12 protein-coding genes and 1 tRNA gene are annotated in these 22,381 nt (G+C 33.9%); 2 read left to right on the forward strand and 11 right to left on the reverse strand.

Going from position 1 to position 22,381, the window contains the following annotated elements; genetic code table 11:
• Positions 1 to 95 precede the first annotated feature (95 nt).
• Positions 96 to 170, forward strand: a tRNA-Val gene (locus ACM55H_RS10770).
• Between the two features lie 55 nt (positions 171 to 225).
• On the opposite strand, the gene ACM55H_RS10775 is transcribed toward ACM55H_RS10770, so the two are convergent.
• Positions 226 to 714 carry a nuclear transport factor 2 family protein gene (locus ACM55H_RS10775; protein ID WP_416836485.1) on the reverse strand — a complete coding sequence of 163 codons (489 nt, stop codon included), beginning with the start codon at positions 712 to 714 and terminating at the stop codon, positions 226 to 228.
• Positions 715 to 891: 177 nt separating this feature from the next.
• Between ACM55H_RS10775 and ACM55H_RS10780 the strand changes: the two genes are divergently transcribed.
• Positions 892 to 1,269, forward strand: a complete 378-nt coding sequence (locus ACM55H_RS10780) for a winged helix-turn-helix transcriptional regulator (protein ID WP_416836486.1) — start codon at positions 892 to 894, stop codon at positions 1,267 to 1,269.
• Positions 1,270 to 1,500: 231 nt separating this feature from the next.
• Here the strand turns inward: ACM55H_RS10780 and ACM55H_RS10785 are convergent, their stop codons facing one another.
• The 10 genes from ACM55H_RS10785 to ACM55H_RS10830 all read right to left on the reverse strand — a co-directional run bounded on the left by ACM55H_RS10785 (position 1,501) and on the right by ACM55H_RS10830 (position 22,371).
• Complete coding sequence (locus ACM55H_RS10785; protein ID WP_416836487.1) at positions 1,501 to 3,420, reverse strand: alpha-amylase family protein; 1,920 nt, start codon at positions 3,418 to 3,420, stop codon at positions 1,501 to 1,503.
• Positions 3,421 to 3,677: 257 nt separating this feature from the next.
• Entirely contained in the window at positions 3,678 to 6,341 is a 2,664-nt protein-coding gene (locus ACM55H_RS10790; RefSeq protein ID WP_416836488.1) for an alpha-L-rhamnosidase-related protein, read from the reverse strand.
• Between the two features lie 349 nt (positions 6,342 to 6,690).
• Positions 6,691 to 8,454 (reverse strand): endo-dextranase, encoded by a 1,764-nt coding sequence (locus tag ACM55H_RS10795; RefSeq protein ID WP_416836489.1) that lies wholly within the window; start codon positions 8,452 to 8,454, stop codon positions 6,691 to 6,693.
• Positions 8,455 to 8,517: 63 nt separating this feature from the next.
• Positions 8,518 to 9,993 carry a SusE domain-containing protein gene (locus tag ACM55H_RS10800; protein WP_416836490.1) on the reverse strand — a complete coding sequence of 492 codons (1,476 nt, stop codon included), beginning with the start codon at positions 9,991 to 9,993 and terminating at the stop codon, positions 8,518 to 8,520.
• Positions 9,994 to 10,004: 11 nt separating this feature from the next.
• Positions 10,005 to 11,486, reverse strand: coding sequence for a RagB/SusD family nutrient uptake outer membrane protein (locus ACM55H_RS10805; RefSeq protein ID WP_416836491.1), 1,482 nt, complete (start codon positions 11,484 to 11,486; stop codon positions 10,005 to 10,007).
• Between the two features lie 12 nt (positions 11,487 to 11,498).
• Positions 11,499 to 14,522 carry a SusC/RagA family TonB-linked outer membrane protein gene (locus ACM55H_RS10810; RefSeq protein ID WP_416836492.1) on the reverse strand — a complete coding sequence of 1,008 codons (3,024 nt, stop codon included), beginning with the start codon at positions 14,520 to 14,522 and terminating at the stop codon, positions 11,499 to 11,501.
• A 216-nt stretch (positions 14,523 to 14,738) separates the two neighbouring features.
• Entirely contained in the window at positions 14,739 to 16,424 is a 1,686-nt protein-coding gene (locus ACM55H_RS10815; protein ID WP_416836493.1) for a DUF6377 domain-containing protein, read from the reverse strand.
• 168 nt (positions 16,425 to 16,592) lie between these two features.
• On the reverse strand, positions 16,593 to 17,348 hold the full coding sequence (locus ACM55H_RS10820; protein WP_416836494.1) for an NUDIX hydrolase: 756 nt from the start codon (positions 17,346 to 17,348) through the stop codon (positions 16,593 to 16,595).
• Between the two features lie 974 nt (positions 17,349 to 18,322).
• Entirely contained in the window at positions 18,323 to 20,551 is a 2,229-nt protein-coding gene (gene bglX / locus ACM55H_RS10825; protein WP_416836495.1) for a beta-glucosidase BglX, read from the reverse strand.
• 80 nt (positions 20,552 to 20,631) lie between these two features.
• Positions 20,632 to 22,371 carry a cellulase family glycosylhydrolase gene (locus tag ACM55H_RS10830; protein ID WP_416836496.1) on the reverse strand — a complete coding sequence of 580 codons (1,740 nt, stop codon included), beginning with the start codon at positions 22,369 to 22,371 and terminating at the stop codon, positions 20,632 to 20,634.
• Between the last annotated feature and the right edge of the window lie 10 nt (positions 22,372 to 22,381).

Genomic DNA, 22,381 nt, shown 5'->3' on the forward strand with positions numbered 1-22,381 from the left:
ATATTAAAATTTGTGCGAAAATATTTTGGATAAGCAAAAAACAAGCTTATATTTGCACTCGCAATAAGGGAATGAAAAATCACTAAATTGTACTAGGGCGATTAGCTCAGCTGGTTCAGAGCACCTCGTTTACACCGAGGGGGTCGGGGGTTCGAACCCCTCATCGCCCACAAAAACTCCATTAGAAATAATGGAGTTTTTTTATGTTTATATTTTTCTCAATTTTCAGGATTTTGGGAGAGCCAAATTTTTGCCAGGTTCGCCACCTTCTACGTTGCGCTCTGGCCATATGATATCTAATCTTGAACGATTTATATACCACTTACCGTCTAAAAATTTATATTCATCCGAATATAAACCTAATAACAATAATGGACTTTCTCCATTATTCCTTTCACTAACCAAATCAATCAGATAGCAACGCCCTTCAGCCGTATCAGGACTTGTCAGTTCAACCCATTGATTGGTTATGGCATGAAGGAAAGGATAGCTGCCATGATTCTGCTCATCATAGTCCGCAAATGCTTTTTCTAACCCTGCCTTGATCTCAGCACGGCCTCGCCATGGATTTCGATCTGTCTGGCAAATAGCATCTTCAGAAAATAGTGAAATTACCTTTTCTATATTATTACTATCCAAGTAATGTGCATACCTAATTCTCAAATTCTTGATTTCTTCTATTGCAATAAATTTCTCTATTGTGCTTATATTCATAATTTCCTTATATTAGTTGTTGTTATAATTTTCCTTCCACTAAATTGTTCATATTAAAAGCTTCATAAAGAACTATTTTGTATTTTTAACAAAATTAAACCATACATGCCAAGAATACAATTACGGCATAATTATTAACATACGGCATTTTTTTGCCCTATTAAAAATAATCATATTATGTACGATCGCAAAATCATAAAGGAATATAAATGCGGCATGGAAGTTACGATGGAAATTATTGGTGGTAAATGGAAGCCCTGCCTTATTAACTATATCCATTCAGGATTAAAACGTCCCAATGAGCTACAAAAGGCAATACCTAATGCATCAAGACGCGCATTAAACATCCAGCTGAACGAATTGGAACAATATGGTATAATTTCAAAAAAGATATTTCCGGTATTACCCCCTAAAGTCGAATATTCACTTACTGAAGAAGGTAAGAGCTTGTTGCCAATTACTTTAGAAATGGATAGATGGGGAATGGCTTATAAAGATAAATTCCTTGCAATTATATGTAATATTGAAGATAAAAATGAAGTTGAGCTTAATTGAAAATATTCCAGAATAGCTCGCCTGCTTAACATTTAACAATATAAAAATGCGTAATAAATGTTAGTGAGGTTATACATAAGCACTTAAATCTCCTATTTCAAATTCTCAAAAAATGTCAAAATTGGGATTAAGTGTTCGATTACAGTCCCTAACACTCCACAAAAAACTCCATTAGAAATAATGGAGTTTTTTTATGCTTATATTTTTCTCAATTTTCAGGATTGCTCCTTGTTATTTCCTAAGCCACAATACATCATAAGCGCTAATAAAGTTTTTTTCATGAATCTCAATATCAGTTCCCGTTAGCAAATTATGCATTTTATCTCCACTAAAATCAGCAAACAAACTTCTTTCAAAAATAGTATCAAATTCAGAAAAATTCACAATAACACATATCTCCTCCCCTTTGTTATCCGTTTTTTTATATACTAACAAATGCGTATTTTCATAATCAATAAATTCTAAATCATTATTATCTGCAAAAGCTGGAGTCTGTTTCCGAATTTCAATTAATTGCTTTAACTGTTTGTAAACCTGAGCTTGTGCCGATGCAGAATCTTCTATGTTTTCGACCAAACTCCAATTCATTTTAGAACGGTGCAACCAGCGGTTATCATACTTCTTACTTTCATCATTTAAGTAACCGTAATTATTTGACATAGCAACCTCATCCCCGCTATAAATCATTGGCAAACCACCTAAAGACAAAACAACAGCATGTTGTAAATTGATTCGTTTTATAGCTAGTTGAATTTGTTCTTGATTATTTTCTTTTAATGCTTTTTCAAAACCACATAATGCCGCCATAGAGCCTGAAATACGAGCATTACCAGTTTCATGCTCAATCATAAAACGCTCTCCCAATGCAAAACTGCCATTAAAACCATCACAATAATGTTTTAAAATATACAAGCGATGTTGCAAACTGTCTAATCCAAGTTCAGCAACTAATTTGTCATCAAATCCCAGTCCTATATCATCGTGACATCTGGCATAATTTATCCAGGTTGTATTTCTTGGTTTTTTAGGAACCGCTTTGATTGATTTTTTAAGTAAATTAGTATTTCGTGTAGCCAAAGCTTCCCAACTCAACGCCATAAAATTAGCATTATACGCAATGTCACACTCATCACCTTGAGCTACTCCTTCACCAAAATACTTTATAATTTCCTCAGGAGCCACAATCGCTTCAGCAATATAGGCAACACCCGGAGCTACAATCTGACCACATAATTTAAAGAGCTGCAACAAAGAATGAACTTCCGGCAGATTTTGATTAAACTTTCCTATTACCTTCCACATGAAAGCTACAGCATCTAAACGAAAAATATCTATTCCTTTATTAGACCAGAACAACATGGTGTCTATCATTTCCACCAGAACCATTGGATTCTTATAATTCAAATCCCATTGATACCCATAAAATAAAGTCATTACCCATTGATCACTCTCTGGCAAATAGGTGAAATTCCCAGGAGAAGTATCTGGAAAAATTTCAATCATTGTTTGTTCATAAGCATTCGGTAAATTTCTGTCTGGAAAAAAATAGAAAAAATCTTTGTACTTCGGATGCCCTTTACGAGCCTCAACAGCCCATTGATGTTGATCTGCACAATGATTGAGCACAAAATCCATAATTAAATTCATGTCGTTTTTTTGAAACTCATGTACCAAAGCTTCAAAATCCTTCATTGTTCCAAATTTAGGATTCACTTCACGATAATTACGCACAGCATAACCTCCATCATTTTCAAATTCCGGCACATCCAAAAATGGCATTAGATGCACTGTGTTAATTCCCAAATCTCTGAAGTAAGGTATTTTCTCTTTCAACCCATTAAAATCAGTATTAAAAAGATCAACATACAACATCATCCCAACAATTTTCTCACTGGAATACCAATTAGGATTAGAAACACGTGTCATATCGCGTTTCTTTTGCAAAGCAGAACGTTCTTCAAAATTCTTGACCAAAGATTTCAATAATAAATCAAACGCCTCGTCTTTATAAGGACTATTGGCATATAATTTTTGATATAAATCACTAATAATTGGAAAATTTGCTCCCAATCTTAAATGAAAATTCTTGTCTTTAATTTTTATATCTTCCAAGAAAATATTCAATTTCGATAACTTTTCAGCCTGTTGCATATTTATATAAATTTTTACCTATTTATCATTATTTATCTTAAAATAATATAGAGTCCTATTTCCAAAGATAAAATGATTTTAAATATAATAAAAAAATGTATCCCGAAAAAAAATTACATTAAGAACCTAATTTATTACAAAAATAACAAAGGCATTATTCATTATTATTTTCAAGCATAAAGGCTACCCTTTCGGATAGCCTTTATCTTTTATTATTCTTTTAAAAACAGGCTTTATAAAAAACACCTTTTTCATTTTTATTGCACCTTATACAATCTTATGTAATCAATCATAGCACGATTAACATCCACATTCATATTGTTGTTCCAAGCTTCCAAAACCAATTCCAATTCGTTTTTCCCTTTTACCAAATTGATTTTATGTGAATTTGACATGCCCCAATCCGACCATTCATTGGTTCCTCTTTGGGGAAAAACCATTACACCAACATAGTCTTTATTGAGATATAAAGAACGAATGGCACATTTGTTATCGGTGTTCCAAGGACCGCTTCCGTTAGAATATTTTATATCCATGAAGTATTCTCCACTTTCTGCAACTACAACTGGAAGACTGATTCTGGTGTTAGTATCCGTTGAAACGGCAACAAAACCTTTCCCGGAATAATTCACATAATTCAAATCGGATTTGGCAACAAAATCTTCTACCTCAATAACAAGCAGTTGCGATTTACTGTATACCAAAGGTTCGCTCAGGAAAGACTCCTGCCCTACTGCATCAACCGCACTAACCGCATATTCCGCATAATTATTATCTGAGATTTGATATGTAGCAGCAGTAGTTTTTCCTAGCAGTTTTCCGTTTTTATAAATGTTGTATGCTTTTGCCTTTATATCATTTTGCCACGTTATTTTATCTCCGCTGAGAGTTGCAATAGGATTCGCCAAAGTGAATTTATTTTCTACCAAATTAATAGCATCGCCTGAAAAATCATTATTGCTCATTTTGATGTTCACGGTATGTTTCCCAATAAAAGCCATCGGAATAATGGCTTTCTCGACTTCTTTTCCATCAATGGTAACAGAGGCAATCGTATTTCCACATCCTTCAACCGTGATATCCAGATTGGCATTTCGGTATTTAAAGTTTTTCAAACTTCTGGTTCCTCCATAATTTTTTGGAATTACCGGAGCGAAAACCAATCGATCTTCTTCAAAATGCATTCCCATAAAAACACGATACACCATAGAAAGATTCCCGGCCATACTCCACAACATGCGGTGCGAATTGATTTCGGTTCCTTTAAAATCACCATTGTCCGCGACCATATTTTCATAGTTGGTCAAGAATAAACCGGTTGCTCTATATACCGAAGCCAAACCGTGATTTAGAGCTTTTTCATTTCCAACTTTGGCTGCAGCCAAATTCCAATAGGATTGAACAAAAGGCCAAATAGCATCATTATGATACGGAGGAATCCCGGGGATTTGTGGATAAATACAAGTTACCCCATATTCCGTTATAGGACTTTGGGACAAAATCATTTTACTTTGTTTTGCATCGGCAACATCAAATAAAACAGCTAAGGCTTCCCCCAAAGCTTCAAAACGTTTGGATGGCGTCAAGAAATTTCTTCCGTAAAGATATTGGGCGTAATACCCTTTGTCTTCCATCCATAATTCTTCGTTTATTCCTTTCTTTATCTGCGAAGCAATCGCATCATACTCTTGGTGAGGCTCTCCTAAAATGGCTGCCATCTTGGATAAAATTTGATGCGTTTGATAATGCGCCACATTAGTACCTAAATTTTGTGACACATAAATATCCATGTTCGACATCCATTTCGGATAGGTTTGCTCTCTCCAGTCCAGAAAAGAAGACTCTCCGGAATACATGCTGGTTTGGGTGGAACGAATCGTTTTATAATCATCCGCCGCTGAATTTTTAATGATTCCATAGGCCTTTTTCAACCATTCCTTATCCCCTGTTGTTTTATAAACTTCCCATGCAGCTGATGCCCAAATGGTTCGGTCAGAAGAAACTGGCCATGCACCTCCAGAACCGGTATCCTGAATAATTCGGTCTCTTTTCACTTTTTTCAACAAACTTATTTTTGCCACTTCCGGTTCTAGATAAGCAAATGCCAAAATAATACTGTAACTGATATCTCTTGTCCAAACACCCGCCCATTTTGCTCCGGTTCTAAAAGTACTGTCGGGCTCAATAGCCAATTTAGCTTCTTCCAACGAAAGATTATACAAGGCATCCACAATAGGTTGTTGTGAAGTATAAGTCGCTTTAGCCGAAATATTTTGGGCCAATTTCCATGTTTTGTCCTTGACTGGAATTAATGGATTTAGTTTTAACGTAATTTCAAAAATACCGTCACTATCGGCATCGGTCATTTTAAGTCCACGTTCTTCCAAGTTTACAAAATCCCAGGTAAGTGGCAAAGCCCCTCCGGCAATATAAACACCTTTGAAATCGGCTTGGGCAATTTTGGATCCATCCTGACATTGATAAAATCCTTTCTCTTTGAATTGTTGAAAAACGGCTCTCATGTCTAATTTAAAAGTAAAATCAGTATCTGCTGGTAAAATCCCTTTTGGGGAATCAATTTTATCTGATTGTGGCTGTCCGAAAACATATACAGGAGATTTTTTTTGATTGGTAACCAAAATTTGACGGTTTACTCCTTGAGCTAAGTCATTGTCTTTTTCATTGATACTGAACTTGAATGAAATCAGATTTGAGTAGGTCTCATTTTCGGTACTTTTATAATTTGATTTAATCGATGTTGGTGAGAGTACTTCGGCAACATTTTTACCTTGAACCACTTTATTATTGTATAAAGTGAAATTTTGGGATTTATATAATAGAGGCGAATCACTTTTACACGAAGCAACTATAGCAGCAACGACTATTCCCAAAATCGCTAAAAAATTAATTTTTATTTTCATGAGTAGTTATTATTGGTATTTCTATTTTAAACGTCTTTTAATAGGATTAAATTTAATTGAGACACTAATTAACAAAGATAAATTTAAAAACAAATCATCCGTTAATTTATAACCCAGATGCAGCAATAGAAATCTATTACTGAATCTGGGTTGATAAAAAAAACTGCCTATCTTTTTCTTTTCTATTGTTGAAGTGATAATTTTCAAATGTATCCACTAATCCTCATCTACAAATTTATTTAAACAAATTACAAACCAATTAAAATTTAAATAATGGGACGTTTTTACAAAAGGGAATACAATTCAACTAATCGAAGAAGACAAGCAGTATAAGAACAAACTATTAATCTTATTTGTACTCAACTACTATCATTCCCCAATATTGCAGCGATGGGATCTTGAATACCAGATAACTACCAACTTGACTAAAACTAAGTTCTTTTGAAGCACCTCCATCCAAATCTGGTGAAGCATACCAAACTTTAGAAATTGTTTGATTATTTTGCAGATTCAAGGTTAAATTCTTCTTTATATCTGGTACCACTTGCTCTCCATTGGTATCTCTCCAGTTTAAACTGTTTGCATTAGAAAAGTTAATCAGATGAACAATTTGTTTGTTACCCACTTTTTTTCCTACTACAGAAACACTTGAGGAAACAGGAGGCCAACTATTCAGACTTACTTTTCCATCTCCTGAAATTAAAACCGGATTATTGAAGACGCCTCCATCACGTAATAAATTTTGATAAGCAACCAGGAAATCATAGTATTCCGGAAGATTTTTTTTCAACTCTCCATCCATTTGTAAATTATTATTAGGAAAATATTCTTTTCCCAACATATGCTCTCCTAATTCCAAATGAGAACCACCAAAAGCAAAGATTACGGCATCTGTCAATAACACACTAGGAGTGTTAAAAAAACCAGCACTATTGGCTTTGTTATAATTCATATAAGCAGCCAAAACAGTATTCAATTTATTGTCGGAATAGGTATTATTTGCTTGAATAATTGTGGCTAAATCTTTAAATCCATCATTTGGTCCCCAAACTTCTGAATATAGAAAATCAACTGGAGCAGTCGCAATACTTCCTTGTTGTCCAAATTGATTTACCGCATTGAAAACTAATTTTTTTGATGGATGAGCCGCTTTCATTGATTTAATAAATGGATTAAAAGCAGCAGCCAGATTAATTACCCCTCCATCATAATTATAAACCGTTCCCCAATCACCCAGCTGGTCAATATGATACCCATCAAAATCATATACAGCATAAAGATCTGAATTTTTTGCTGCTATATACTGTTGCCAATTTGTATTCGACGGATCTAATAAATAAATAGGGCTTTTTAGAAAACTACCGGCATCCATAACCGCTTTCTGGGTATGTGATGCATCTTTAAACATATACCACTGATTTAGCACTCCATCTGCCGCAGCATCATTTAATGCACCGTAACACAAATTATACGACATCGCTCTAATACCAGACTGATGTGCTTTGTTTATATAACCTTGCACTGTTGATTTGTAGGTTGGTCTTTTTGCAATATCAAGCCAGTTATCTGATGGATTGGTCACTGTACCCGCCAAAGGTTTATGATGTTTCTCTGACCAATCATAAAACTGCAATCCATTAATATGATAATCTTTAAGAACATCAATATTTGTAGTCATTTGGCTATCGCTCATATTATCAAAATGGGAAAGAAAACCATAACGTGGAAATTTAGCCCAATCAGAAGATACATCAACACCAACCGTTCCTACAATAACCTCAACACCATTAACTGTTTTATACAATTCAACCAGATAGCCTTTATAATCATCAGAAGGTGGAGTCCAGATCCAATTCGTACTAGTCAAAGGCTGTTCTGACAATACTGTGTTTAAGTATTTATATCTGACAATACTATTTTCAGACACCTTATCCACACTAAATGTAACTTGGTCTCCGGGAGCATATTTTGCCTTATCGGTTTTAATTACCACTTGTGCTGCTGTAGTAGTTTGTTCGGGCGTATAATTAAAACTCTTATCATTATTATCGCAGTTGATAAAGAGTAAAGCCAACAATAGTGACTTTAATATACTTGCATTTTTTCGTTTCATCGTTTGACATTTAGTTTTAAAAATAGCCCGGTTATTACTTTAATAACCCGGGCTAAAATTGTTTTATTGATGCGTAATAGCCATCGATTGCGTATCAAGATTGATAGAAATTTGGTATAAACCGGCATCCCCTGTTTGTAATTTCCATTTATTATCCGGGCCATTACAGCCATGGGTAATAATATAGTTTCCGTTCGATAAAGATTGATTTGCTGTTGCAGCATTGATCCAATCACCATCACACCAATCGCCATAGAATTTTGAAATTTTAAACTCTCCCGTAGCGTTACTGTCTCCCAAAGGTCCGTTATAAACAAAATTACCGTTACTGAAACTCATTGCTGAGGGACTTCCAATATTCCATCCATTTGGACCACCGTCACCTATGATGTATAAATTGACTTTTTGGATTTTAATGGCATTCGTTTGCGTATTCAATGTTATTTTATATCTACCTACCTCTGCTGCCGTTATTTTCCATTTATTATCCACGTCACAACCGGAATTTTGGGCAACAGCTGTTGATGATAAAGCCTGTCCATTCGTTAACGGTCTGAACCATTCTCCACACCAGTTTCCTAAAGAACCCGCAAGAATTTTAAATTCCCCTTCCACGAAGTTGGCTTCATACGTAAATACAGATGGATTATCCTGACTTTGGGTAAATGCCTGAGGCGAATCGACAGTCCAACCACTTGGAGACGCATCACCAACCATCCAAATTTGTGTAAATGAAGGTCCGGTTATGGCCTCAATGGTAATAGTCAGATTCAACAAATCAGCCGTTATTTTATACTGTCCTCCTTGGGTTATTTGCCATTGTAAATCTCGTCCGCTACCTCCAATATTGTGTACCATCATATTATCCGCCGATGCACTTTTGGTATAGAAATCCTGACACCAACAGCCATCTCTGCTAACGGGAAGTTTAAAAGATCCAGAACTCAAAGTCCCTAGAAAAATAAATTTTCCTGGCGATGAAGTTGAGGGTGTTAACTGTATCGCATTGGATACATCCCAACCGACAGCAGTGGCACTACCCACCATATACAGCTCTTTTGAAACCGGTAAATACGGTGTAATTGAAAAAGTTGTTGTTGCCACTTGAGCAGTAGCACTTGAATTGGCTACCTTAGCAGTTATTCTTGCCTCAAATTTTTGAACAGCCCCAGGCTGAACACCAAAAGTATTCAACATAATAAAATTCAGCGTCGCCGAATTGATCGAAAACGAAAAATTATTGGTTCCCATCTCATATTCCAGAGGAGTGGCAAAATTGTTCCCTTCCTTATCAATTTGCAATACATAACTAATAGAAGCACTGGTTCCATTATTGGTACCTGTTGTCCAATTAAAAGTTAGATTATCATTCGGTTTTCGCTCGTCCAAAACCAGTTCTGAAGTTGAAACTTTAAGCGTTAATTTATCATTATTATTAACAATAGAATCGCTCAGTAAATCTTCACAGGAAGTATTCATTAATGCTAAAAATAAAGCACCAAGAATAGAAAGTATTTTTATAAAATTATTTTTTTTCATAACGCTATTTATTAATAACCAGGATTTTGGGTTAATTTTGGATTTCTATCTCTTTCTATTTGAGGAATCGGGAATAATAAATGTTTTGAGGTTGCATTTGTTTTTCCAATTGAATGAAGAAAATCAAGTCCATATTGCCCTTGATTCACTCGTATCAGGTCAAACCACCTTTGTCCCTCAAAAGCCAATTCCATTCTTCTTTCTTTGAATACGGCAGTTTTAAAAGCTTCTTTACTTAAACCAGATGTAATATTTGGCAAACCTGCCCTATTGCGTACTTTATTCAATGGAGTTTCTGCTTGGAGTGTTTGTCCTAATTCATTCAAAGCCTCCGCTTTCATTAATAGAATATTTGAAAAACGCAGTATTGGAAAGTTTAAAGGACTATTGTCGTAGGAGCTAGAAACACTTAGTGGTACTAAAAACTTTCTAACATTGAATCCTGTTGTTGAATAACTGGTTTGATACGTTTTTCCATCAAATGCAGGTGCTCCATCATAAAATACAGTAATATTCTTTCTAGAATCGTTAGTTTCATATGAATCTACAAACTCTTGTGTAGGCTGATTCCATCCAAATCCTCCTCCTACAAAATTACCACCTCTTGGTCCCATAAATGGACTTGCCCAAGAAGCTTGATTTTCATTATTCCAAAAACTGTAACCGCCGTTACTCTCATATTGTACTTCAAATAATGATTCTTTAGAATTTTCTGTTGATGGATTAAAATTGTCTGCATAATTCGTATTCAAACCAAAACCTAGTCCCTCAACCTGAGTGGTTAAATCAACTACTTTTTGCCAATTATTTCCAAGGGTAAGGTAGACTTCTGCCAATTCTCCAAGAGCTGCTCCTTTGTTTGCTCTACCGATATTGCTTCCTGAATACTCACTTTTGTTAGGTAATAATTCAGCGGCTTTTTCTAAATCAGCTATAATTTGTTCATAAATTAAGGCTTTAGATACTCTAGCTGGATATAACTCTGAGTCCGAACTTTGCGGAGTCGTTATTAAAGGTAAATCTCCAAAAAAACGTACTAAAATAAAATAATAATGTGCTCTTAAAAAATAAGCCTCTCCCATAGATCTGTTTTTAACGGTCTCATCTATGTCTAGATTAGGGGCAACACTCAATACAATATTTGATCTTAAAATACCTGGCCATGGTCCTCTCCAAATATCTAATACACCTTGATTATCTGTACTGGTTACAAAATTAGACATATCTTGTGTCTCAATACCATCCGTTCCGCCACCAGCTCCTACAATACTATTCCCGGCCATAATATCAGTAGTCCACATTCTCAAATTATATAATTTAGGCCATTGTAAAGGTTGGTAAGCACCATTAACTAATGTTACCAATTCTGCAGCATTAGTTGGGTAATTCGAAGTATTAATGGTGTCTAATGGTGCTTTATCTAAAAAGTCACTAGAACATTGGGTACAAGCAAAAATTGCGGATACCAAAACTATTTTTTTTATAAATTTCATCTTTTCTATTTTTTAAAATCCAACATTTAAACCAAGAGATACAATTCTTGTAACTGGATATATATTATTATCAATACCATTAGTTGAAACTTCAGGATCAAAACCATTGTATTTCGTGAAGGTGAATAAATTCTGACCTGATAAATAAACTTTTGCATAATCAAAAAACTTCTTTTTCATAGAATCTGTTGGGATTTTATACGAAAGGGTCACGTTTTTGATTCTTATATACGAACCGTCTTCAATGTATCGTGAGGATGCTCTATTGTTATTATTTGGATCACCATAAATGGCCCTAGGCATGGTATTGCTAGTTCCTGGACCTGTCCATCTTCCTAAAACAGCTGTTGATTGATTAGTCGTGATTGACATTGCCTCATTGTAAAGTCTATTGGCATTAAAAACATCATTACCATAAACCCCTTGCAGATAAACACTCAAACTAAAATCATCATAAGTGAATGTATTATTTAATGAAGCTACAAAATCAGGATTAGGGTTTCCAATGAAAGTTCGGTCTGCATCTGTAATTAAACCGTCATTATTTAAATCTTTAAATCTAACATCTCCAGCTGAAGTGCTGTTACTGGATGAAGTTCCTTGAACTTGTACAGCATGATTATCTACGGCTGCTTGGGATTGAAAAATGCCCTCTTGAACAAATCCATAAAACACATTTATTGGATATCCTTCTTGAATTCGGGATACATTATAGTTTAATCCTAAACCTCCCGTAATCAATGGTGCATCACCATTTAAATCAATTACTTTATTCCTGTTCATTGAAAAAACGAAGTCTGAATTCCAGCTAAATTTATCTTTCTGAATGTTCTTGGTATTAATGACTAACTCAATACCTTTATTTTGAATTTTTCCAGCATTAATATAAGGTACAAAGATGTCGGAATAACCCGAAGTAACTGGTACTGATTGTGGTACTAACATATCGTTAGTGTTTTTGATATAAGCATCTAAGGTTATATTAACTCTCTCATTAAAGAGAGAGGCATCGACACCAATATTATATTGCTCTTGAGCTTCCCATTTTACATTAGAATTAGGCAAAACACTTGGTACAGCAGCGCTAACATAACTACCATTAAAATTATATAGATAGGTATTATAGTTTGAAGAAAAGGAATAATTACCGATTTCTTGATTTCCTGTAATTCCATACCCCAAACGTAATTTCAAATCGTTTACGCTTTTTGATTTAAAAAAATCTTCATTTGAAATTCTCCAAGCTAATGAAGCAGAAGGGAATGTACCGTATTTATTTCCTGCACCAAATCGAGAAGAACCATCTCTACGAACGGTAGCAGTAACATAATATTTACTTTTATAATCAAAATTTGCTCTGGCAAAAGTGGAGAAAATAGCCCATTCAGAACCACTACCATGTAATGAACTTTGAGATATTCCATTATTCAATGTTTGAGTACTTTCACTAGGGAAATTTTGGATCGATCCACTGATAAACTCAAATTTGTTTTGCTGTGCACTAGTTCCTATTACCCCCGTTACGTTAATACCACTATCAAATTTTTTCTGAAAAGTTAATGTGTTATCAAATAGCAAAGTGATTGATTGATTTGAAGACTCAGACAAAAAAGCATTTTGCCCTACTTTAGTATCCCAACTATAAGTAGGTGACCAAGTTCTGGTTTTCCAAAAATTAGCTTCAGCACCTGCAATGGTTTTGAATTTGAAATTTTTTAAAAAAGTAAGTTCTCCAAACAGATTACCCTGGATATTATATCCCTTAGTCGAATTATCAATTATAGTAGCTTTTCCAATCGGATTATCAACATCTCCTGAATAAATAGCTTGTCCAATAGGGCCTGAGAAATTTCCGTTGGCTCTATAAATAGGCTGAGTTGGTAGTGATATTAAAGCATTTTGAATATTATAGTCTCCTTGAGATTTTATGTCATGATTTAATTTTAAACTATTCCCAAATTTTAAATTATCAGAGACTTTGGTGTCACTATTGAATTGTAGAATGTACCTTTTGTAATCTGTATTGATAATAATTCCCTTTTGATCAAAAATGTTTAATGAGGTATACACTTTTGTCTTTTCATTTCCAGCAGAATAAGACATGGTATAATTGTTTTGAACACCTGTTTTAAAAAAAGCATCTACCCAATTAGTGCCATTTCCTAAAGATTCAGGATTTTGAAAATCAGGATTAGGTGTTAATCCGGCATTATTCAAAATATCATTATGCAAACTGGCAAATTGAGAAGCATTTAACACCTTAAGGACATTAGTAGCTTCAGATATTCCTGTAGAAACATCAAATGATAATGAAGATTTTCCAAGAGTTCCTCTTTTAGTAGTAATAATGACAACTCCGTTTGAACCTCTTGATCCATAAATTGCTGTAGAAGAAGCATCCTTAAGTATTTGCAAACTTTCCACATCATTCATGTTTACTTGGTTCAGCCCACCGCTTAATGGCATGCCATCCACAACAATCAAAGGATCATTATTGCCAATTGTCCCTGTACCTCTTATTCTAAAAGTTGGATTGTCTCCAGGCTTTCCAGAAGTTATTACCTGAACTCCTGCAGCTCTTCCCTGAATTGCATCTCCAACATTAGCTACTGGTTGTTTACTTAAATCAGCCAATTTAATTGTAGAAATCGAACCTGTTAAATCCTTCGATTTCACCTCACCATAGCCAATTACGACAACAGTATTTAAAGATTCGGATTCTAGTTCTAACTTTATATCTAAAGTAGTTTTACCATTTGTGTTTACTTCTTTAGTCTTGTATCCTATAAAGGAAACCCTAAACACTACGTTTTGTTCGGGTACTAAAAAATCAAATTTTCCGTCAAAATCGGTAATGACACTTTGATTTGAATTTTTTAGTATAACTGTTGCTCCTGGTAATGGTTGGTTGGATTCATCCAATACTTTACCTGAGATTTTAATTTTTCCATTTTGAGCCACTAGTAAGAAAGGAACAAGAAGAAAAATTAAGAAAAACAGAGCTGGTTTTGCCCTATTTGATGAAGTAATTTTCATAATACATTAATTTTAGTTAGTTATTATAGGTTTTGATTGTGTCGATGTGAAACACTTTCATTACAAAATTGCATAAATAACAACTTGAGAAAACTTCTCAAAAAAAACGTATAGAAAAAAACGGTTAATTTTACATTAACTTTACATATAAAGTATTGATTTAATTGACTTTACTATTTTAAACAACCCAAACATCATATAGAAAAAAGGTATTTTTTATAGCTTTAAAGTCGTGTTTTTGAGTAATTTTTGATCAAAATCATCCTTATTTATTATGGAATTATTCCGGATTTTAGTTTTATAGGCATAAATTGAATTGATAGAATATCCTAAAATTTGCGCTATAATTTCATTATGTGTAATTCCTAATCGAATTAATGCGTAAATTCTTAATTCTTTAGTTAGAAATTGTTCCTTTTGCAGTTTAATTTTGTGTTCCTCTTTCATTAAAGAATTGAATTCATCGATAAAATTTGGAAAAAGATTGATAAATGCAGTGTCAAAATTTTCGAGAAGTTTCTCTTTTTCACGCTTTAGATTATAACTAGAAATAGTATGCTTCACTTTTTCATAATTTTCGTCGTCAATTTGCTTTTTTATGCTACCCATGAAAGAATTAAATTTTTCAAAAACAGCATCGTATTGTGTGAAAAATAATCCTAAATATTCTTCTTTAATTTTATTAGCCTCCAAAAGCTGTTTATTAACCTGCTTTATTTCTACATTTCGCGATTTAATTTTTTCATTCACATTTCTTAATTGCTTGTTGATACTTTTTAAATTTTGATGCGCATCAGCAATAATTTTCTTCGCTTTATTTAATTTTCGATATTGAAAGTATATAATTACAGCAAAACAAATAGCAAGAACCAAAAAAGAACTTACAATGATATATTGCCAATAAATACGTTGTTTTTCCTTTTCGACAATTTGGAGAATCTCTTGTTCAATAAGCGGTAGAATTGCCCCAACTTGTATTTTACGTTGTTGCGCTCCGTAAAAAAAAGCATCTTCATTTGCCTTTTGAATCAGTATTGAAGCATTTTTCAGATCTCCTTTTTTAAATAAAAGTTCTGACAGTTTTATAATTGCTAATGATTCTTTGGTAGCTGTTTCAATATCAAAAATCACAGCATCCGTAAAATGGATAATGGCCTCGTCATCTTTTCCTAATTGCTCATAAATATCTCCTAACACATAGTGAACCAAAGCTTTGTCGTGAGCTTTATAATTTCCCTTCAAAAGCAAATTAAATTCAACAATTGCTTCCTTTAAACGTTTGTCCTTTGACTTGTTAAATGCTTTTAAAAAGAAGTGAAAAAAATCACTCTCTTTAGTTAATGAAAGTGCTTTTTCTCTATATTTTCGAGCTAAATCAATATATTCTTTTTGAAAATAGGGAATGTTACTATATTCCGCCATATCGCTATAACAACGTCCTAATACTCCATAATAAAGGGTTCCATAATTTCCGTTGGATTCATTGCGTTTTAAAGGCTCTAAAAAATCTAAAGCTTCTTTGTACATTCCAGATGAAACACAAATATCAGCCAGATGCATATTGGCATTAGCTATAAGTGACTTATCATTTATAGTTAATGCCAGATTCTTAGATTGAATACCATAATAGAATGCCGAATCACGTTTAAAAAATTTAAATTGGTAAAACATTTTTTCATTTAAATCATACCGAACTAACAAGTCACTTTTTTTAGTATTCTTTAAAATATTTCTAATGCCATCAATTTCAGCTATTTTTTTTTGATCGTATTTCGAGGAATTTTCAATGATTTGATTTAAATCTTTAAAAATATTTTTTTCTTGACTTATTCCAATTGTAGTTGTAAAGAAACAAAGAACAATTAAAAATTTAAGCTCTTTTAATGAATAGGATTTCATCATCTCTTTGTTGTTTTTAAGCTGTAAACTAAATATATAATCCCGGAGTGTAATTAATTGATTGATTGAATATCATGCATTGTACCGTAGTAAGAAGAACAAACCATAAAAAAATCCTTAAATTTCTCCGATATTAATTTATAAAACAATGTAAGAAACTAAATCTAAAAACTACCACCCTTGATGCAACCCATTCCTTACAACTTCATTGTATTTATCTCGGTCAAAACTATATAAATTTGGCGCTTTATGAGCGACATTGCTCTTCTTTTCATCGAGTTTTGTAAGTATTCCAATGGCAGTTATTTTGCGAAGAAAATTTCTTCGATCGAGCTTTCTGCCTAATATAGTTTCATATAATTTTTGTAATTCAGGTATCGTAAATTTTTCAGGAAGTAAATTATACCCTACCGGTATTAGATTCAATTCCATTCGCAAAGTCTCTAATGCCTTGTCCAAAATTTCTTTATGATCTAAAATCAAATCTGGTACCGCATCATGATCAATCCATTCGACAATTTCATTTTTCCCCTCTGGCTGTGGAACCGTCTGCAAAAAATCGACTAGAGCATAATATCCTATGGTTACAAACCTGCTCGCATACCATTTCCCTTCCTCTAAAGGTATTTCATAAAATTCTAAAACTTTATTACTAAAATGATCTTGATTTCTTTTGACAGTGCCAAAAGTAGAAAACTGCCTCAAAAAAATCCCTTCCAACCCCGTTCTACCATGCAAAATACTAACTGCCGCTTGATCAATATCTTCATCAACAGGTACAAAACCACCTGGCAAAGCCCATTCTTCACTGTGTTTTGTTTTTATTAATAATACTTTGAGCTGGTTATCATGAAATCCAAAAATCACACAATCTATTGACAAACCTGGCTGGTAATTTTCCCTGTTATCTATTATGCTTTTTAACATGTTTTTTTTAGCATTAAATTTATACCCTATTAAGAACCGCAATTTAGTTTATTTTTTTAAAGAAAAATAAATGAATATCTCGTTTTAAAAACGCATCCTACAATTCTCTACTTTAAAGGCTTAGGAAATGATTTAAATAAAAAACAAACCTATTCAATAATTAAGACATACTCCCACAAAAATCAATTTTAAAAAAACCATGAAAAATGTATTGCAAATCAAAAAAAAATGTACATTGCGTCAAAATAACACAAGGATTATCAAAACAATAAATAGCTCCCAAAAAAGAGCTAAATTAAATATTACGAAAAAAACCCGCTACTAATTATAGCCAGTTAAGAGCTCAATCCTATGTCTAAAATATAGACATAAAACTAAAATTTAGTTCTGAAAATATAATTAAAAAAGTTCTTTGTGGACTGAAGAGGAGAAAAAAACAGCTTCATTTTTAGAAGCGATGTTACCAGAGGTACCAATAAATAAAATTTATTTTTCTTGAGAAAAATTCACAAGCTAAAGATGAATATAATATTGAAAGCTGTTAACCAAAATTAAAAAAGCATTTATGAAAATTGTTGATTAATTGTTGTTAAAAAAGTATTGAAACAGAATTTAAAAGAGGTCGTTTTATAAGTCAACCTCTTTTTTAAATTCCCTCGTTATCAAATGTATTTTCCTATATTTAATACTATAACTACAAGTTCATAAGGAAAATTGATTCAGAGTCAATACTTTTTTTATTCATACCTACATCAATTTCAACATTCTAGCAAGTGCGGTTCATTTAAAAAATACTGCATCAAATATATTAATTTTGAGCAATAAAGCCCCAACTACTATTAAAATAGAAAAAAAAATCCATTTTATTTATACAAAATTAAAGGATTTAAGAAATAGAACCCCTTAGTAATCATAATCATTTACCTATAAAAGCTTGTTTTATCTAAAAAAACAAATCCCTATTCTTTCTGTGATTATTGCTTCATCAATTCAAACGAGTCTTTCAAACGAATATCAGCAGAGGACGATCCAATCATTATATCAAAATCTCCAGGCTCAGAACCCCATTTCAATGCAGCATTATAAAAAGATAATTTTTCTTTGTCAATACTAAATTTGACTGTTTTAGTTTCTCCAGCATTCAGTTTTATCTTTTGAAAATCTTTCAGTTCAATAATTGGTCGCACTACAGACCCTACTTTGTCTCTTAAATACAACTGAACTACTTCTTCTCCTGCCATTTTTCCTGAATTGGTTACATTTAATGAAACTTCAATATTCTCAGTACTTTTAATTTTGTTTTTAGACAATTTCAAATTTGAATATTCAAAAGAAGTATAACTCAATCCATAACCAAAAGGAAATTTAGGACTGTTTTTTAAGTCTGTATATGCCGAAACATAATTGGATTCCGTTTCGTTTTTAGCTGGTCTTCCTGTATTAAAATGATTGTAATAGATAGGGATTTGTCCTTCTTCTCTTGGGAAAGACATTGGTAATTTCCCCGAGGGATTGTAATCGCCAAACAAAACATCGGCAATGGCATTTCCTGCCTCGCTTCCCAACCACCAAGTATACAGAATTGCAGGAACATTATCAGCAGTCCAATTAAAAATAAGCGGTCTTCCTGCGTTAATTAAAACCACAACCGGTTTTCCAGTAGCTTGAATCGCTTTTATCAACTCTTCCTGAACACCAGGCAAACGAAGATTACTGCGACTTTTAGCTTCACCGCTCATATCTCTTCTTTCGCCAATACTTAAAATCACCACATCAGCTTGATTCGCAACAGCGATTGCTTCAGCAAAACCATCTTTGTTCTCCCCTTCAATTTCACAACCTTTGGCGTAAAGCAATTTAGCGGTATTCCCAACCTTATTTTGCAAACCTTCCCATTGTGAAATAACTTGCTTATCATAATCCACTTCTGGCAATTCTACGGACCAAAAACCCATGTTTTGCTTGCGTTCTTTAACCAAAGGACCAATAAATGCAATTGTTTTTGTTTGTTTTGAAATCGGCAAAATATTTTTCTCATTCTTCAACAATACGATACTTTTTGCTGCAACTTCTCTCGCTGCTTTTCTATGTTCCGGATTATTTAAAGCTGCTTGTTCTCTTTCTGGATTGGAATATTTATAAGGATCTTCGAATAATCCCAATTCAAATTTCTTGCGTAAAATTCTTTTCACCGCATCATCAATGAGCGCAATTGAAACCTTTTTCTCCTGTACTAATTGTGCCAAATTATATCGGTACGCATTGCTTTCCATATCCATATCACTTCCTGCAGTTATAGCAGCTAATGCGGCTTCTTTACTGTCTTTTACATATCCGTGATTAATCATTTCGCCTATTGAACCCCAATCAGAAACTACAAAACCCTGAAAATTCCATTTCCCTTTCAAGATGTCTCTTTGCAAATATTTATTTCCTGTTGCCGGAATTCCGTTAAGGTCATTGAACGAATTCATAAAGGTTGCGGCACCCGCATCCAAAGCGGCTTTGAAAGGCGGCAAATACGTTTCCCAAAGCATTCTTTCACTCATATCAACCGAGTTATAATCTCTCCCGCCAACAGCAGCTCCATAAGCAGCAAAATGTTTCACGCAAGCCATCACGGAATTGACATCACCCAATTTCCCTTGAAAACCTTTCACTCTAGCATAAGCAATTCTTGAACCCAAGTACGTGTCCTCTCCCGCACCTTCCATTACACGTCCCCAACGAGGATCACGCGCAATATCCACCATGGGCGCAAATGTCCAATGGATTCCACTTGCAGCCGCTTCGGTCGCAGCAATTCTTGCCGAAAGTTTCATCGCATCTAAATCCCAACTTGCGGCTTCCGCCAAAGGAATTGGAAAAGTAGTTTTATATCCATGAATAACATCTTGGCCAAATAACAACGGAATTTTCAATCTTGATTGCATCGCTAATTCTTGGTATTGTCTCGTGTGTTGCGTTCCCAAAACATTCAACATAGAACCAATTAAACCCGCTTTAATTTCGGATTGTTTATTTGGATTTATGGTTATAGGCCCCGTCGCAGCATTGTCTCCAGTATATTGATTAAGTTGTCCTATTTTCTCTTCAAGAGTCATGCGCTTTAGCAAAGCATCCACTTTTTGGTCAATCGTTTTTTGCTGCGAAAACGCAATAAAGCAGGTCAATAAAAGTGTTGTAGTTACTATTTTTTTCATTTCTAAGTGCTGTGTTATTTTATAATCAAATTCATTTATCCCATAATCCAAAGATTAGGAAATGGTATTTTATTTTTTTTTTACTTGCTTGGTTTTTTGAATTCTAAAAAGTTCAAATTGAAATTTCCTTTTTCGAAATAGACCCTGATTTTATTCGTTCCTTGTTTTAAAACCACATTTTTCAAAGTCATCGTTTGCCAATTATTTATTCCTCCAGAAGATGGAATCGTAACAGTTTCAGAAATTATTCCGTTTTCATCTTTAAGAAAAAGCTTCCCTCCAGCTACCTCGCTCGAATACCGAATGGCAACATCAAAAGTAGTTTTGGCTTTCACCTCAACCGTGTATTGCAACCATTCTCCGTCTTCAATAAACACCACTTGAAAACCATTCGTACTTTTATCTGTACACGATTCAATGTCAACACCATCATTTCTCATGGCGCCACCTTTATTCCATTTGGTAAATTTAGTCCCGTCATAATTGGCAACATCTTTATCAAAATAGGCGAATCCGTTTTGGCCTAAATCATATTCAGTCGCGAATACTTTCCCAGGCAATGGATGGTTTTTGTATTTTTTAGTATCAGTTGTTTGTACTTGTCTGAACATTGCATCGATTGCATCGTATCTGACAGTCAGATTTTTCATTTTGTAGTTTTCGGCAATTTGCATTAGCGCTTTTTTTGCAAAAGCTACTGTTGGCTTTTTTCCTCCGGTTACCCAATATTGCAATAATTGCTCGTATTCAGTTGTTTTTGTAACCGAAGTTACTCCAGCTAAATTTTCAATTTTTTTCATTGGCCAAAAAGCCCAACCTATATTATTGGATTCTACCAAAGCGATTGCTTCCTTAAACCAAACATTTGAATTCTCACCACTTTCACCCAGCCAGATTGGGACATTATATTGGGTTCTAAAATTCAACATATTTTGTATAGAAGCCACATCATTATCATTCCAGTATTTGTGAAAACTCAACGCCATGTTATCGTCCCAAAGCGGAAACATGCCATTGTAATTATTTCCCCAGCAATTCCCTTCTATGAAAATTAAATGATTGGTATCCACTTCTCTTATGGTTTTTGTGATTCTGAGTTGTAACGCTCTTAATGGCGCATTAGACTTTTCATCACATCCATTTTGATTCGTTCCCGTGAAATTCCAATTGGGTTCATTGATAATATCATAGGCTCCAATCCAAGGATTGTCTTTGTAACGTAGCGCTAACTTTTTCCAAAGCGCCACCATTTTATCCTGATTTGCCGTACTTTCCCAAAGTGATGGTTTTGAATCATCATAATCAGATATATTGGCATCTTTTCCCTGACCTCCGGGAGTTGCATGTAAATCTAAAATCAAATATATTTTATTGGCAGCACACCATTTCAATACATCATCCGTCATTTTAAAACCTTCTTCCAGCCAAGTATTCTGACCTGAAACGGTTTCTTTTTCAATAGGCAATGTATACAAGTTATAATGCATCGGCAATCGAATGGAATTGAAGCCCCAAGCCGCCAATGAATCTATATCTCTTTTTGTAATTCCATTTGCTTTATAGGCATCATAAAATTTTTCAGTAATTTTAGCGCCAATTAAATCCGTAATTTTATGCTTTATTGCATGTTGCGAACCTGCAAACGAACCAGTTTGAAGCATGTATCCTTCCTGAACCATCCATCCGCCTAATCCCAAACCGCGTAACACCACATTTTGGTCATTTCCATCGACAATTTTTTGTCCATTTCTATGTAAAAATCCTTGTCCGAAGGAGGAAACTGATAGGAAACCAAAGACTATTAAAACTATTTTTTTCATAAAGAAGGTT

The sequence above is a fragment of the Flavobacterium cryoconiti genome (genome assembly GCF_048158645.1).
GTDB lineage: Bacteria > Bacteroidota > Bacteroidia > Flavobacteriales > Flavobacteriaceae > Flavobacterium > Flavobacterium cryoconiti.